The organism is Microbacterium sp. LjRoot205 (assembly GCF_056175745.1).
This window is the reverse complement of sequence record NZ_JBGFFH010000015.1, coordinates 1-12,685: the sequence shown is the minus strand read 5'-3', so window position 1 is coordinate 12,685 and position 12,685 is coordinate 1. Positions and strand designations below refer to the sequence as shown.

General features: G+C 66.6%; 22 protein-coding genes and 1 pseudogene. 17 read left to right on the top strand and 6 right to left on the bottom strand.

All coding sequences use genetic code 11. The annotated features are described in order from the left end of the window. Positions 1 to 135 precede the first annotated feature (135 nt). The 11 genes from nrdH (at position 136) to AC04ME_RS18815 (ending at position 4,862) form a co-directional block, all read left to right on the top strand. Entirely contained in the window at positions 136 to 381 is a 246-nt protein-coding gene (nrdH, locus tag AC04ME_RS18865) for a glutaredoxin-like protein NrdH (protein WP_179516453.1), read from the top strand. 3 nt (positions 382 to 384) lie between these two features. Then, positions 385 to 597, top strand: coding sequence for a hypothetical protein (locus AC04ME_RS18860; RefSeq protein ID WP_046746581.1), 213 nt, complete (start codon positions 385 to 387; stop codon positions 595 to 597). A 111-nt stretch (positions 598 to 708) separates the two neighbouring features. After that, the gene (locus tag AC04ME_RS18855) at positions 709 to 1,113 is read left to right on the top strand and encodes a DUF6573 family protein (protein ID WP_475436556.1); all 405 of its coding nucleotides are present in this window, start codon (positions 709 to 711) and stop codon (positions 1,111 to 1,113) included. A gap of 57 nt (positions 1,114 to 1,170) precedes the next feature. After that, positions 1,171 to 1,410 carry a hypothetical protein gene (locus AC04ME_RS18850; RefSeq protein WP_046746583.1) on the top strand — a complete coding sequence of 80 codons (240 nt, stop codon included), beginning with the start codon at positions 1,171 to 1,173 and terminating at the stop codon, positions 1,408 to 1,410. A 64-nt stretch (positions 1,411 to 1,474) separates the two neighbouring features. Next, positions 1,475 to 1,843 (top strand): single-stranded DNA-binding protein, encoded by a 369-nt coding sequence (locus tag AC04ME_RS18845; RefSeq protein ID WP_046746584.1) that lies wholly within the window; start codon positions 1,475 to 1,477, stop codon positions 1,841 to 1,843. 115 nt (positions 1,844 to 1,958) lie between these two features. Beyond that, a complete protein-coding gene (locus AC04ME_RS18840) occupies positions 1,959 to 2,759 on the top strand; it encodes a ParA family protein (protein WP_046746585.1) in 801 nt (266 codons plus the stop codon). Between the two features lie 4 nt (positions 2,760 to 2,763). Continuing rightward, complete coding sequence (locus tag AC04ME_RS18835) at positions 2,764 to 3,153, top strand: hypothetical protein (protein WP_475436554.1); 390 nt, start codon at positions 2,764 to 2,766, stop codon at positions 3,151 to 3,153. A 15-nt stretch (positions 3,154 to 3,168) separates the two neighbouring features. Beyond that, entirely contained in the window at positions 3,169 to 3,372 is a 204-nt protein-coding gene (locus AC04ME_RS18830; protein ID WP_046746587.1) for a hypothetical protein, read from the top strand. Positions 3,373 to 3,463: 91 nt separating this feature from the next. After that, complete coding sequence (locus AC04ME_RS18825) at positions 3,464 to 3,808, top strand: DUF192 domain-containing protein (protein WP_197077655.1); 345 nt, start codon at positions 3,464 to 3,466, stop codon at positions 3,806 to 3,808. A gap of 47 nt (positions 3,809 to 3,855) precedes the next feature. Continuing rightward, positions 3,856 to 4,491, top strand: a complete 636-nt coding sequence (locus tag AC04ME_RS18820; RefSeq protein ID WP_260026930.1) for a GNAT family N-acetyltransferase — start codon at positions 3,856 to 3,858, stop codon at positions 4,489 to 4,491. Positions 4,492 to 4,529: 38 nt separating this feature from the next. Beyond that, positions 4,530 to 4,862 (top strand): hypothetical protein, encoded by a 333-nt coding sequence (locus tag AC04ME_RS18815; protein WP_046746590.1) that lies wholly within the window; start codon positions 4,530 to 4,532, stop codon positions 4,860 to 4,862. 23 nt (positions 4,863 to 4,885) lie between these two features. Here the strand turns inward: AC04ME_RS18815 and AC04ME_RS18810 are convergent, their stop codons facing one another. The 4 genes and pseudogenes from AC04ME_RS18810 to AC04ME_RS18795 all read right to left on the bottom strand — a co-directional run. Continuing rightward, the gene (locus AC04ME_RS18810; protein WP_046746591.1) at positions 4,886 to 5,203 is read right to left on the bottom strand and encodes a DMT family transporter; all 318 of its coding nucleotides are present in this window, start codon (positions 5,201 to 5,203) and stop codon (positions 4,886 to 4,888) included. After that, positions 5,203 to 5,562 (bottom strand): DMT family transporter, encoded by a 360-nt coding sequence (locus tag AC04ME_RS18805; protein ID WP_046746592.1) that lies wholly within the window; start codon positions 5,560 to 5,562, stop codon positions 5,203 to 5,205. Before AC04ME_RS18805 ends, AC04ME_RS18810 begins: the two co-directional genes overlap by 1 nt. Then, positions 5,559 to 5,933 carry a TetR/AcrR family transcriptional regulator gene (locus tag AC04ME_RS18800; RefSeq protein WP_231589629.1) on the bottom strand — a complete coding sequence of 125 codons (375 nt, stop codon included), beginning with the start codon at positions 5,931 to 5,933 and terminating at the stop codon, positions 5,559 to 5,561. The genes AC04ME_RS18805 and AC04ME_RS18800 overlap by 4 nt, the downstream gene beginning before the upstream one ends. 15 nt (positions 5,934 to 5,948) lie before the next feature. Continuing rightward, positions 5,949 to 6,086: pseudogene (locus AC04ME_RS18795) on the bottom strand (helix-turn-helix domain-containing protein); the annotation flags it as partial. 182 nt (positions 6,087 to 6,268) lie between these two features. Between AC04ME_RS18795 and AC04ME_RS18790 the strand changes: the two are divergent. From AC04ME_RS18790 to AC04ME_RS18780, 3 genes are read left to right on the top strand one after another with little or no spacing between them, the layout of a single operon-like run. Beyond that, complete coding sequence (locus AC04ME_RS18790; RefSeq protein WP_046746594.1) at positions 6,269 to 6,826, top strand: recombinase family protein; 558 nt, start codon at positions 6,269 to 6,271, stop codon at positions 6,824 to 6,826. 47 nt (positions 6,827 to 6,873) lie between these two features. Next, the gene (locus AC04ME_RS18785) at positions 6,874 to 7,635 is read left to right on the top strand and encodes a hypothetical protein (protein ID WP_197077656.1); all 762 of its coding nucleotides are present in this window, start codon (positions 6,874 to 6,876) and stop codon (positions 7,633 to 7,635) included. 30 nt (positions 7,636 to 7,665) lie between these two features. Beyond that, positions 7,666 to 8,655 carry a zeta toxin family protein gene (locus tag AC04ME_RS18780; protein WP_046746595.1) on the top strand — a complete coding sequence of 330 codons (990 nt, stop codon included), beginning with the start codon at positions 7,666 to 7,668 and terminating at the stop codon, positions 8,653 to 8,655. Positions 8,656 to 8,659: 4 nt separating this feature from the next. Here the strand turns inward: AC04ME_RS18780 and AC04ME_RS18775 are convergent, their stop codons facing one another. Next, entirely contained in the window at positions 8,660 to 8,866 is a 207-nt protein-coding gene (locus tag AC04ME_RS18775) for a hypothetical protein (protein ID WP_046746596.1), read from the bottom strand. 251 nt (positions 8,867 to 9,117) lie between these two features. Beyond that, on the bottom strand, positions 9,118 to 9,498 hold the full coding sequence (locus AC04ME_RS18770; protein ID WP_475436550.1) for a hypothetical protein: 381 nt from the start codon (positions 9,496 to 9,498) through the stop codon (positions 9,118 to 9,120). A gap of 247 nt (positions 9,499 to 9,745) precedes the next feature. On the opposite strand from AC04ME_RS18770, the gene AC04ME_RS18765 reads away from it, so the two are divergent. The 3 genes from AC04ME_RS18765 to AC04ME_RS18755 all read left to right on the top strand — a co-directional run. After that, positions 9,746 to 10,159: a plasmid mobilization protein gene (locus tag AC04ME_RS18765; RefSeq protein ID WP_046746598.1), complete on the top strand. Its 414-nt coding sequence runs from the start codon at positions 9,746 to 9,748 to the stop codon at positions 10,157 to 10,159. Continuing rightward, positions 10,156 to 11,847, top strand: a complete 1,692-nt coding sequence (locus AC04ME_RS18760) for a relaxase/mobilization nuclease domain-containing protein (protein WP_046746599.1) — start codon at positions 10,156 to 10,158, stop codon at positions 11,845 to 11,847. The genes AC04ME_RS18765 and AC04ME_RS18760 overlap by 4 nt, the downstream gene beginning before the upstream one ends. Positions 11,848 to 11,859: 12 nt before the next feature. Then, positions 11,860 to 12,685 (top strand): hypothetical protein (locus AC04ME_RS18755; protein ID WP_475436547.1); only part of this gene is annotated, 826 nt, incomplete at its 3' end.

Below are 12,685 nucleotides of genomic sequence, written 5' to 3'. Positions count from 1 at the left end.
CGGTCGCTACGCTCCCTCACATCGCGACGAAATTCTCTCCCCCGCCGCCTGCGGTTGTGTTCCGGCCCTGCTGCTGCGGCACTGCTCCGCTTATCAGGAACGAGCCAGCGAATTGATCGAGAGAGGAAGAGGGACATGATCGAGAACGAGCTGACGGTATACAGCAAGCCGAGCTGCGTCCAGTGCAACGCGACCTATCGTGCGCTTGATGCCAAGGGCATCCCCTACCGCGTCGTGGACCTCAGCCAGGATGACGCTGCGCTCGAGTACGTCAAGGATCTCGGGTACGCGCAGGCTCCCGTGGTCGTCGTCGACGATCAGGACCACTGGGCAGGATTCAACCCCATCGAAATCGACCGTATCGCCGCACACATGGGATGACCGATGAGCGAAGAACAGCAGGACGAGCGGGGCCCCGTTTCGTGGGAGGCATTCAATTGGATGCGCCAAGAGATTCCCCGACTGCAGGCCGAGGTCGAGCAGCTGCGTCGAGACGTCGAGTTCTGGCAACAGCAGACGAATCACTGGTACATGAAGGCCAACTACACCCCCGAGCAGATCGCGGAGTTCGCCCGCCGTCGCGCGCGCGGAGAATGACCCTTGCCACTAATAGAGGCATTAGATACAATAGAGACATAGACCAAGACGCGCGAAAAACCGCGGATTGTCCCGCCGGATAAATAGAGGCATTAGGTACAGGAGGACAGCATGAGCATCGAGAACTACTTCGGCAGCGTGATCCACAGCCGCACCCGCGAGGACGCACTAGCGGATGGTGACCTGGTGGACGTCAGCCACATGGCCCGCGAAGCTCGCTTCCGCATCCCCGTCGCGCTCACCAAGGCAGCATGGGCCGAGGCGGTCGAGTGGGACGACGACWGGCCCGAGCCCCAGGATGAGGACGGGCGGCTGTGGGACGTGCTCTACATGGCCGGCATCGCCGCGGGCAACGCCCCGGGAGGCGATCGCGTTACCTTCCGCGTGTTCCGCATCCCGAACGAGGACCGAGGCCGGCAGTGGAACGAAGCCGAGCTGATCGAGCTGGCCCTGCATATCGGCCCCGGCGACGAGGCCGAGCCCGTCGTGACGATCATGCTCCCGCGCGAGGACTGATAACCAATCCCGGCATTGCCACTAATAGAGGCATTAGGTACAATGGAGGTACACAACATGAAGGAGCTGATCGTGACCAAGCTGGCAGACCTGCGGGAGGGGGACGTGCTGACGGCCCTCGACGGCAAGTTCTATGCCAAGCCCCTCACCGTCCTCGACGAGCTGGCACCGATTACCACCGGCAGCCCCGTTCGCGGTGTTCGGTTCGAGCCGCCTACCAGCTCCGGCATCGAGTGGGTGTTCTACCCCGCCCAGATGGACGGGCACCGTATGACCATCAACCGCTACGGGCTCTGACCCGTTGCAAACTGGTACTAATACCGGCATTACCCCCAACACAGAGAGAAAGGAACCGCTCACCATGAGCTACATCACCCGCACCGGAAACCTCGCCGCGACTCCCGTCCTGCGCGAGAACGACAAGGGCAAGCCGTACACCTACGCTCGCGTGCTCGTGACCGACCGTATCCGCAAGGACGACGGCAACTACGAGGACGGCGGCACGATCGGCTACGACGTGTCCGTGCAGGGCAACCAGGCGGTGAACCTCGTCGAGGCCGCGGAGCGCTCCGGCAACATCCGCATCACATTCGCGGGGGAGTACCGCACGACCATCTACCGCCCCGAGGGCGGCGAAGAGCGCATCCAGCACGAAGTCCGAGCCGATGAGGTCGGCGTGAGCCTGCACCTCCAGTCGGTGACCGTGGAGCGCAGCGGCACGACCGAGTGACCGCGCCCGGGAGGGGAGTGCTCCGCGTGCTCCCCTCCTTTCCTCATACCCAATAGAGGCATTGTCCCTAATGGGGATACACTCAGATCATCCGACCCGGGAGGAACCCGTGACCATGACCACCACGCGCCAGGCAATCATCCTGACCGCCTGCAACCAGAAGGGCGGCGTTGGCAAGTCGACGACGCTCTATCACCTGACCCGTGCTGCCGTGCTCGCCGGCCTGCGCGTTCTCGTCGTCGACAGCGACCCTCAGGGCAATATCACGAGCGTGCTCACCGAGGACGTAGGGGAAACGGAACCGGGCTTGGCCGACGTGCTCAGCGAGTACGCGCCCGACACCATCGCAGACGTCATCGTGCCGGGAATCTGGGACGGCCTCGACGTCGTGCCGACCACGGGGGAGACGCTCGGCGTCGTGCGCGATCAGCTCGTCGTAGCTGGAGCATCCCGAGAGGGTCGGCTGAGCCGCGCACTGGAGCCGCTGCGCGGCGACTACGACCTCATCCTGATCGACTGTGGCCCGAACCTCGACCAGCTCGTCATCAACGCGCTCACGGCCGCTGACGGCGCGCTCGTGGTCACCCAGACGAAGCTCTGGAGCGCCAACGGGCTCGCAAAGCTGCTCGACACCATCACGCAGGTGCAGCAGAGCTACAACCCCCGGCTGCGCGTCGCCGGTGTCGTGCTCAACCAGCACGAGGCGCGGACGGTCGGCGGCGGCCACTGGGCCGACGAAATCGAGGCGGCGGCCGAGGCGCGCGGCCTCTCGCTGCTGAGCCCGCCTGTTCCGAAGCGCCAATCGATTTCGGACGCCACTGAGGAAGGTCTTGGACTCGATGAGGGCGGCCCGGACTGGCGCGAGCTCGCGGCAATCTACGACGGATACCTCACGCAGCTCACCGGAAGGAACTAAGAACATGGCCACGAAGCGAACCGAGCGCCGCACGTCCGCGCTCAGCGGGCAGACGCCCGTCAACACCCAGGCAGTGCCGGCGGCACAGCCGACTCCGACCCCGGCTGCAGTCGCCCCCGCAGCGCCGGCCCCCGCGCCGACGCAGGCCGGGGGAGTGGCAGCGAAGATGCCGCCGCGCCCGAAGATGAACTACTACGCGGACAGCGACCAGGCCGGGCGCATCCGCGCCGCGTTCTTCGCCGGCCGCGACAAGTACCGCTGGCGGACCATGACCGATATGCAGTTGCACGGCGTGATGGGCCTCGTTGAGTCGCTGGAGCRTGAATTCAACGACGGCGAACACTTCGACCCGATGCCTCCCGGCACCGGCCCCGTGGGCCGGCCGCTGGAGTGACGAAAGAGAACCGCAATGCTTGAGAACCTGGACAACATCATCCAGTGGGTTGCGATCGTGGCTGCCGTCGCGTCCGTGATCCTTGTCATCTACTCCTTCGCCACGAGAAGCGTTATGGAACCCAAGACGGGAAGTCTCGTCATTGGCATCGTTGGCTTCATCGCTGCGGGACTGATCTTTGTCCTGTCCGGCGGAGTGGTCACCTTCCAAGCGGCATAGCTCCATGCTCCGTACGTTCAGAGCGGCGGCGGCGGCCGCCGTTCTCGTAGCGATACTCGCCGGATGCTCAGCGGGCACCGACGAGCTGCGCGTGACCATCGACGGGGTGACGATCACCGCCGAGCAAGCAACCAGCGCCGACGCGCAGCGCGAAGGGCTCAGCGGGCGCGACAGCGTGCCGGAGGGCACCGGCATGTGGTTCCCGCTCGAGCACGCACAGCGCACGGAGGTGTGGATGCAGGACACCCGTGTGCCGCTCGACGTCGTGTGGATCCGCGACGGGCGCGTGACGGGCGTTGTGACGCTCCAGCCGTGTTCGACGGACGCATGCCCCAGTGAGGCGTCCCCGGGCGTCGTAGACGCGATTCTTGAGGCCCCGGCTGGCACATTCAGCCATGTGTCGCCAGAGACAACCGTGCAGGTAGAGAGCGAGTAGGACAGATGGGCGTAGGACGGATTGACACCCCGCAGGCCAGGCAGATTGTGCAGACCGTCGCGGCGCAGCTCATCATCGGCTATGCGCCCCCGCACATGGTGGCGGCCGACGACCGGCGAAGAGCGGCGCAGCTCCGGAGGATCTTCGGAGACGACACCCACCCTGAGCCGAGCATCATCATCGGTGCGAGTGATGACCGGGGGATGATGCTGGGCGGCGCCGTGGTCGAGCCGTTCGTGTCCGACGAGCTGATATCGAAAGAGCCCGACGCCGCGCGGCAGTTCGCGACAACACACCGAATCCTCGCCGCCCTCTTCGTGCTGCCTGAGGCCCGCGGGTCCGGTATCGGCCGAGAGCTGCTTTCAGAGGCCGCGTACTGGGCTCTTCCTCATGGTGGCCGCTACCTCGATGGGTTCGTGGACGACCGGAACAATAGCGCGGACTTCTACCGCAGGTCCGGTGCGACCGTTGTCGGTCACAACACGGGACTCCCCGCACGGCGTCCCACCAACAGCGAGCTGAGCCATTACCCGGGCATTGACGGAACATGGTTTTACGTCGACGCATGGCGAATGCACCAGGGCAAGATCAACTGCTCGCGGTGCCGCGACGTGTTCGAGTTCGTCGACGAGGACGGCGGCTACCTCCTATGCCCCAACTGCGGGACGCCCGAGGCGAAGTAGCCACGCTCGACGTCTGATGTTCCCGTAACGATGTCTCAGTGGGAACGAACAAGCGCTACCCGCATCTGCCGGCGCAGAGGGGCGAAGAGCGAGAGCTGCGCGAGGCGCGCAAGCGCGGGCCGCTGCGCACCCTCGATTCCCTCCAGCTTCGATTGCATGCGCAGCCGCTCACCATCGTTCCCGAGCAGATGACGATATGGGGTCACGCCTGGCTCCAGTTCGGGGATACGAACGTCCGGTGCGTCGTCCAGGTGAAACGTTGGACGGCCGACGCCGTGGGCGTCCAGGTGACGATCGACGGCGACAAGCTGCGGTGCTGGGTATGGCAGGGAGCATGTCAGCGAATCTCTGACCCGACCGACGTTTGGTAGCCCCGCTGTAAACGATCGCCGGGTTAGTGGACGGCTCCGAGTTCAATGCAGAGAACGCCACCGACGATGAGGACGATGCCGAGGCCCATCAGCCAGGTGAAGGGCTCTTTGAAGAGGAACTTGCTGAGGATGGCGGTGAGTGCGACGCCGGATGCGGCCCAGATGCCGTAGGCGACGCCGAGCGCCATGCCGCCGGCGAGGGCGAGGCTGAGCATGGTGAATGCGAGGACGTAGCCCACGGCCACGCCGACGTACCACCGCTTCTTGTCGACGGCCATACGCAGGGAGAGCGTGCCGACGACCTCGAAGATGATTGCGCCGATGAGGAACAGCCAGACCATCACGCGACCTCTGCCTTCTTCTTGTGACCGGCCTGTGCGCCGAGTTCGACGCACAGCACTCCGGCGATGACGACGACGATGCCGATGCCCATCAAGAGCGTGAGCGGTTCGCCGAAGATGATGAGGGAGAGGAGCGCCGTGAGTGCGACCCCGGAGGCTCCCCAGATGCCGTATGCGACGCCGAGGGCCATGCCGGTGCGCAGCACGAGGCTGAGGAACACGAAGGCGCCGATGTAGCCGGCTGCGACGAGTGCATAGAGGGCGGGTGCGTCGAGCGCCCCCTTGAGAGATAGTGAGCCGGTGACCTCTGCGGCGATCGCGCCGATGAGGAACAGCCAGCCTTTGGCTTTGTTGGTCACTGGGGGTCTCCTTCATTCACGAGTTGCAGGGCGATCGCGCGCAGGACGGATCGTTCGTCGTCGCGGACGGTGGGGATGCCGAGAGCAGCGTTGAACCACGCGCCGTCGGCCAGCAGGCGGGCGGCTCGAAGTGATGCGCGGCTCGCCGGGTCAGTGTCGATGTCGGTGCCGAGCCACGGGGTGAGGCGTTCCGCCCACAGCGCAGACAACCGCTCCCGCAGGTTCACGTCCGCGAGCAGGGCGAGATCGCTGGAGTCGAAGTCGCCATTGAGTGCGTAGTCGACGTACGCGCGCAGCTTGTCGATCGGCTCGGCATCCGTCGAGGCCCGAGTATGCAGATCCGCTTCCCAGCGGTCGATGATGCGGTTCACGACTGCGACAGTGAGAACTTCTTTCGTGCCGAAATGGTGGACCACCCCGGGCTTCGTCAACCCCGCCTCGCGAGCGACTGCATCGAGGGTGAGGGCATCGCCGCGGCGAAGTACTTCAACTGCGTGATCGAGAAGTTCGATTTTGGTTGGCACATTTCAAATATACCTACCATAGGTATGGTAGGTCAACTCAGCTGCGGGCTCAGCCGTAAACGATCGTTTTCGGCGGCCTCGTCGACGTCGACGACCAGGTTCGCGACACGCCGAGAAATGATCCGCCGAAACCCCCTGCCGAAACAGAATCACGCCGGAACATCGGCAGTACCGTTTTCGGCATGGCACACGAAGTCGGCTACGCCCGAGTCTCCAAGCGCGAGCAGAACCCGGACGCGCAGGAGGCTGAGCTGCGCGCCGCTGGCTGCGAACGAGTGTTCGTTGACCACGGCGAATCCAGCCGTGTCGCAGACCGCCCCCAGTGGCTTGCCTGCCTCGACTACCTCCGGCCGGGGGACACCCTCAAAGTGCGCCGGCTTGACCGGCTCGCCGGCAGTGAGCGCATCCTGATCGAGACGTTGCAGGACCTCGACGCCCGACAGGTGAACATCGTCAGCCTCACCGAGCCGATGATCGACACCACGACACCGATGGGCCGCGCCCTCTACGGCATCGTCGCCGTGTTCGCGCAGCTCCGCGTCGACACGATCCGAGAGAACACGACCCGCGGCCTCGACTACGCCAGGACCCAGGGCCGCGTCGGCGGCCGCCCGAGCGTCATGACGCCCGAACGGATCGCGACGGCGGAGCGCATGCGCGCGGAGCAGCAGAGTTGGGAGAGCATCGCCCGCGTGCTCGGAGTTGGGGCCACCAGTGTTCGCCGTGCGCTCAACCGCTAGACCCCGCTAACCGTCTCTTATAGAATGTTCTATAGGAGGTGATCGTTATGACGATCGCAGAGGTTCCGGCCGAGGCGCGAGCGGCAATGCGCGCCCGCCGCCGGAAGGAAATGGACGAGCTGGACTACCGGCGCGAGCTGCGCCGGCTCGAAGAGTGCGGTTACAGCCAGACGCAGATCTCCAAATGGCTCGGGATCGCGCAGCCGTCAGTGCTCAGCGCGCTCCGCACGGCCGCCAAGGTCACGATGCCGCTGGACGGATTCTCCGGGGCGACGCCCTACGAGATTTGCCAGCGCTACGCGGGCGGTCTGATCGACCGCGCGCAGCTCGTCGACGAACTCACACGGTTCCCCTACGTCGAAGGCGGCCGCACAGACGGGTATGACTCTCTCATCGTCGACCCGGCCGGCACCTGGTCCGAAGTTAGTGACGCGCGACGTCGCGGGCTCATCGAGAACGATGTCTACGAGGAAGTGTTCAACCGCCGCCACAACTCCACAGCCACGCCGGCACCGGCTGCGGAGGAAGCGCCCGCACCGCGTAAGGTCTCGCCGAAGGATCGCGCGCGCGACACCGCTCGAGAAATCGCCACGGCGGTCGGCGGGGGAGAGGTCACCGAGAAGAACGGCCGCTTCTTCATCAAGACCAAGAAGGGCGTGCAGCTCGAAGTGAAGGGCCCTCGTGGAGGGTTCTCCGAGCGCAGCAGCCGCGCCGGCAAGATCCACGCCGTCAGCCTTCCGAGCGGCAAAGTTGTGAAGGTCAGCAAGGGCAGCGGGAAGGTCCACGCTCACGATCGGCACGGCGACTAGAGCGTGGTTTCCGATGCAGTCGCTCGCCACATGGATACCGTGCGCGAGCTGTCCAAACCTGGCCAGGCACTCTCGAAGGATGCCCCCACCGCCACGACGAACAACCCCGCGTGGTGGGTCGGCGGTGAGCCGACACTGGCGCGCGACCTTCTCCACGAACGACTGATCGACGAAGCGCGCGCCGCGGCTCCCGACGTGGAGCAGCAGTACCGCGCGATCGTTCTCGCCGGCCCTCCCGGCGCCGGCAAGAGCACTGTCCTGGCCGACGTGCTCGGAGAGCACCGAGGGAAGTACCTCGTGATCGACGCGGACGAGTTCAAGCGGTCGCTCCTGCGCGAGGCGCAGCAGGACGGGAGCTACGACACGTGGCTGATGCCTGATGCCATTCGCGAGCGTGAGGCGCAGGGGGAGAGGTTCTACCCGCTGGAGCTGGCATCCCTCGTGCACGAGGAATCGTCCTACCTCGCCAAGAGCTTGCGAGCCGACGCGATCGCCGCGGGCGACAACATCGTGATCGACACCGTGCTCAGCAACGAGGCGGATGCCCTGGCGCTCGGGCAGCGCCTTGCCGCGGCCGGATACGACGTCCGCGTGATCGACGTCGAGGTTCCCTACGAGCTGTCCGAAGAGCGCATCCGCGGCCGCTGGGAGCATGCCTACACAACCGCCCTAGACGGCGGTGATTCGCTCGGAGGCCGATGGGTTCCCAGCGAGTATGCGCGCGACGTGTTCGATGGACCTGGAGGCCGATCGAAGCCGGAGGCCGCAGCACGCGCCCTAGCCGAGCAGTGCCCCGCAGTCGGCCGATATCGCGTGTTCCGCACGACCGCCGAAGAGGCGCGCGCAGCAGACGCCGAGGGGCGTCCTGCGCAGGCGACAGTCGAGGTCGACAAGTCCCGCAGCTCACGCAGCGCCACGCTCGTCGACACCGCCCTGGCGCGCACGCAACAGCGCGCCGCGGTCGCGCGCCCGACAGTCTCCGACCGGGGCTCATCGACGAACGGACCCGAGCGCTCCTAAACGCTCAATCGGCATCCTTCGAGAGCGTGTCGATCACCGTCACAAACTCCGCCCCCGTGACCGTCACCGTGTTCAGCAGGTGGTAACCGTAGCGCCCGTGATCCGCGAGCTGCTGATCGCGCTCAGCAACCTTCCGAAGCAGATTGCCTCGCGAGTCGTCCAGCGTCGGCAGTGTTGTCGTGATCGTCGTGAACGCAACCAGAGTGCTCATCGTGACGTCCTCTCCCTTGGTTAGTGTCGTCCGAAAGTGAGCAGTTCGGCGCATGCGCCGAGCTGCCTGCTTTCGGCGAACACTTGCCGCCTTGCACGGAGTGGAGGGGCGGTCAAGGGGAGCCCGCAGGGCTCTCCCGAAGGGACGCGTAGCGCCCTTGACGGCCGTGGAACGGAGTGCAACCCCGCGACGCGGGGAGACGCAACAGACCCCGCACCGAAAGCCGGATGCGGGGTCTGCAATGTGCGGGACTATACGAGGTCGGAGCCGCCACCTTCTGACCCGTTCGCGGACGCTGGAGCTGACTGAGAGGACGTCTGCTTGCGCGCGGCGCGCTTGCGCGTGCGCTGCTTCTTGTCCGGCTCATCAAAGCCGATCTTGCGCAGCTCCGCGTCGGTCCATCCGGCCGACAGCGCGGCGTTGTATCGCAGCACGTCGTCGCGCTCAGCGTCGCTCACCGAGGCGGCGAGTTCGCGCTCCAGCTCGGCGCGGCGGCGGTCCGCGTCGGCGCGCACGTCGACGACGTTCTGACGCGCCTCCGCGAGGCCCCGAATGGCGCTCAACCGCTCCTGCTGGAGCTGGTTCGCGCGTGCTTCTGCTTCTTCAACGGAGAGTGTTTTAGCCATATCCATAGTGTATGTATCGGTTCCGTCAAACACCAGAGCGCGCGCAGCGCGGGGAGGCTCCGAAGCGGCGTAGCCGCTTCCACCCCCTCCTGTCGTCGGGTGCGGCCTCTGAGGAGTCCCAGACGGAGCAAGCTATACAGTTACCCGGGGTAACTGGGGCTTGATCCTCGACACGGGGTCGCGGATGCGGCACACTGGACGTGTGGTCCCCGATCGGGGTCGCTGCGCTGGGCATGAGAGAGGTGGTGTTGGTATGGCGAACGAGTCGCCAGAACGCCGCACGCCCAAGGGCAGGCGGCGGCAGAACGTCAAGGGCGGTCGGACGATCAGGCATGAGGTCTGGGTGTCGCCCGAGGAAGAGGGCGTGCTGTACCGCGCAGCCCTCGCCCAGGACGTGACGATTCCGCGCTACCTGGTGGAGCGCGCCACGGCACAGGAGACGGGGGAGACGGCGACAGCTCGACGCGAGCAGCTTGCCGACCTGTTCCGGCTGCACCGTTCACTCGCGAGCGTCGGTAACAACCTCAATCAGATCGCACGCGCAACGAACGCCGAGGGGTTCGTGCCCGTCGAGCTGCGCGACGAGCTGCGGCACACCATCGCCGTGGTGCGACGCACTGCGGAGCAGATCGACGAGGTAGTGGATCAGCTCGGAGTCCGCGCATGATGCCGAACGTCGTGCGCGGCGATCGCATGTCCGGATTGCTGACGTACCTCGCGGGAGCGGGTCGCCACAACGAGCACACGGAGCCGCACGTTGTCGCAGGCGATGACGCGATCATGGCGTGGCACTCAGACACCGAGCTTGGACGTGACTCTGCACTCGCGATCGCGCGGCACCTCGACCGCACCAAGCAGGCGTTTGGTACGGAGGTTGCGGGCGGTCACGTGTGGCATTGCTCGCTGTCGCTGCGCGCCGAAGAGGGCATGCTGACGGACGATCAGTGGAATGCGATCGCCAACGACTTTGTGAAGCTGATGGACTTCGATGACGCCGAAGGGACGAAGGCTCCGACACGGTGGGCTGCCGTCCGCCACGGGGTCAGTCAGAACGGCAATGACCACATTCACATCGTGGTCAACCTCGTGCGCGAGGACGGCACGAAGGCGAGCGTTCACAACGACTTCCACCGTGCTCAGAAGGCGTCACGAGCACTGGAGCAGAAGTACGGCCTGGAAGTGCTGGAATCGGCGTCGGCCGAGCGGTCGACGCGCGGCTACGACCCGGCCGAGCAGGAGGCGCAGGCGCGGTCACGCGCTGAGTGGAAGTACGAGCGTGCGCGCACTGACAGCGACGAGCTGACGCCGCCGTGGGAGCAGCTTGCACCCGCGGACCGGCAGGCCCGAGTCGCCGCAGAAAAGAGCACCGATCAGCCCCGGTATGCGCTCGCGCGAACCGTCCGCGGATGCGCCACCGCGGCGGAGAACGAGGGCGAGTTCGTGCGCCGCATGCGGCGGTCCGGCCTCATCGTTCGCCCCCGGTTCGCGGAGGGCACCCAGGACGTCATTACCGGCTATAGCGTGGCCCGTCGACCCGAGGCCGGCGAACGGCCGATCTGGTACGGCGGGGGACACCTGGGACGCGACCTGACGCTGCCGCGACTGCGCGCCGAGTGGCCCGACACGGCGAACGGCGCGACGGATGCCGCGGCCGAGTGGAACGCCGCCTACCGCGGCCGCCGCGTCGTCCAGCCGGGACGCGAGGCGACCGAGGTCGACCCGCAGATGTACGAGCAGATGAACGCCGAGCTGGGTGAGCTGCGCGAGCGGCTGCGCGGTGTTCCGGTCGACGATCGCGAGACGTGGGCGCGCGTCGCACGACACACGGCTGGAGCGTTTGCCGCGTGGTCCAACGCGGTCGAGAACGAGCCTGGCGACCTCGCCCGCGCGTCCGACATTCTGTCGCGCTCTGCGCAGACGTGGCGCACGCCGATCAAGCCGAGGCCCACCAGCATGGGGTCGCTCGCCGGCACGGCGATGCTTCTCGCATCGGGTGCCCGTGGCGGGCAGGGTCTTGCCGCGCAGGTCATTATGATCCGCCAGCTCGCCAACCTCGCCAAGGCTGTCCACGACGCCGCGCGAGCGAGCGGCGAGCTGCGTCAGGCGCAGGCGATCCGGGATGCCGAGCGCGACCATCTGCGCACCGTGCACGCCCGCCTGGAGGCATACGCAACGACCGCACCGGCACCAGCTCCGGCAGTCCCGGTCGACCCTGAGCTGGAGGCCATGAAGCAGCGCATTAGCGCCGGCCGCACAGACGTCAACAAGATCGGTTCGCCGCTGCCGACCGAGCTGCCAGACCGCCCGCGCGTGAGCCCGAGCGTGAAGCAGCCGGAGCGCGGCCCCGAGCGATAGGAGGGTACGGAAATGGTGGATACGGACGGAATCGAAGAAAGCCTGGAGGGCATGGCGCGCGTCGCCGTGACGGCTGGTGCTCGGCTCGGTGAACAGCTCAGCCAGGCGATCGCACAACGCGCCCGCGAGCTGGAGGCCCGCACAGCCACGGAGGCCCGCGATCTGCGCGACCGGTTCGAGGCTGAGCGCGCCGCAGCGGTAGCCGAGGTGCGACAGGTGCACGGTGCCGAGTTCTGGAACGAGAACGACCCTCAGCGCATCGGGCAGACGTTCGCCACGGCGACGGCCTGGCGCGAGTTCGAGCCCGAGGCGCGCACCGCCGAGGACCGCATGAAGGTCGAGCTGCGCGAGCGCTACGGCATCGACACCGACGCCCTCGACGGCGACCCGGCCAGGGTCCAGGAGTGGGTCGCCCGCCTGGAGGCGGAGCGTCTCGAACGACTCGCCCAGGAAGAGCGCCGCAAGGAGCAGGAGGACCGCGCTGACGCCGCGGTAACCCTCAGCGAAGCCGACCGGCTCGACGCACAGGCGGCACAGGCTGAGGCTGCCGCGCAGCACGAGCCCGACCCAGCCGACAGGGACGCCGCGGCGACTCAGGCCGGCGAGCTGCGCGAAGCCTCCACGGACGTGCGCGCGGAGTCCGCACAGGACTACGACAGCGCCGGTCGACGAGCTGCGCGCGCCGCCGAGCTGGAAGGCAAGCAGATCGACCAGGAGACGGTCGCGACGCGCATGCGCGCGGACGTCAGCCAGGGCCGGCCGGCATCCGAGGCCGTAAGCGCCGGCAAGGCCGCGAAGGCGCGCAAGACGCGCATCGGAGCCAGCGCAGGACGCAGGC

What these genes read in the sequence shown, in the direction of transcription:
- AC04ME_RS18810 (WP_046746591.1), bottom strand. Translation starts at nt 5,203, where the DNA reads ATGGTCTGGCTGTTCCTCATCGGCGCAATCATCTTCGAGGTCGTCGGC.
- AC04ME_RS18775 (WP_046746596.1), bottom strand. Translation starts at nt 8,866, where the DNA reads ATGAGCACTCTGGTTGCGTTCACGACGATCACGACAACACTGCCGACG.
- AC04ME_RS18790 (WP_046746594.1), top strand. Translation starts at nt 6,269, where the DNA reads ATGGCACACGAAGTCGGCTACGCCCGAGTCTCCAAGCGCGAGCAGAAC.
- AC04ME_RS18785 (WP_197077656.1), top strand. Translation starts at nt 6,874, where the DNA reads ATGACGATCGCAGAGGTTCCGGCCGAGGCGCGAGCGGCAATGCGCGCC.
- AC04ME_RS18840 (WP_046746585.1), top strand. Translation starts at nt 1,959, where the DNA reads ATGACCACCACGCGCCAGGCAATCATCCTGACCGCCTGCAACCAGAAG.
- AC04ME_RS18830 (WP_046746587.1), top strand. Translation starts at nt 3,169, where the DNA reads ATGCTTGAGAACCTGGACAACATCATCCAGTGGGTTGCGATCGTGGCT.
- AC04ME_RS18845 (WP_046746584.1), top strand. Translation starts at nt 1,475, where the DNA reads ATGAGCTACATCACCCGCACCGGAAACCTCGCCGCGACTCCCGTCCTG.
- AC04ME_RS18760 (WP_046746599.1), top strand. Translation starts at nt 10,156, where the DNA reads ATGATGCCGAACGTCGTGCGCGGCGATCGCATGTCCGGATTGCTGACG.
- AC04ME_RS18765 (WP_046746598.1), top strand. Translation starts at nt 9,746, where the DNA reads ATGGCGAACGAGTCGCCAGAACGCCGCACGCCCAAGGGCAGGCGGCGG.
- AC04ME_RS18860 (WP_046746581.1), top strand. Translation starts at nt 385, where the DNA reads ATGAGCGAAGAACAGCAGGACGAGCGGGGCCCCGTTTCGTGGGAGGCA.
- AC04ME_RS18770 (WP_475436550.1), bottom strand. Translation starts at nt 9,498, where the DNA reads ATGGATATGGCTAAAACACTCTCCGTTGAAGAAGCAGAAGCACGCGCG.
- AC04ME_RS18780 (WP_046746595.1), top strand. Translation starts at nt 7,666, where the DNA reads ATGGATACCGTGCGCGAGCTGTCCAAACCTGGCCAGGCACTCTCGAAG.
- AC04ME_RS18850 (WP_046746583.1), top strand. Translation starts at nt 1,171, where the DNA reads ATGAAGGAGCTGATCGTGACCAAGCTGGCAGACCTGCGGGAGGGGGAC.
- nrdH (WP_179516453.1), top strand. Translation starts at nt 136, where the DNA reads ATGATCGAGAACGAGCTGACGGTATACAGCAAGCCGAGCTGCGTCCAG.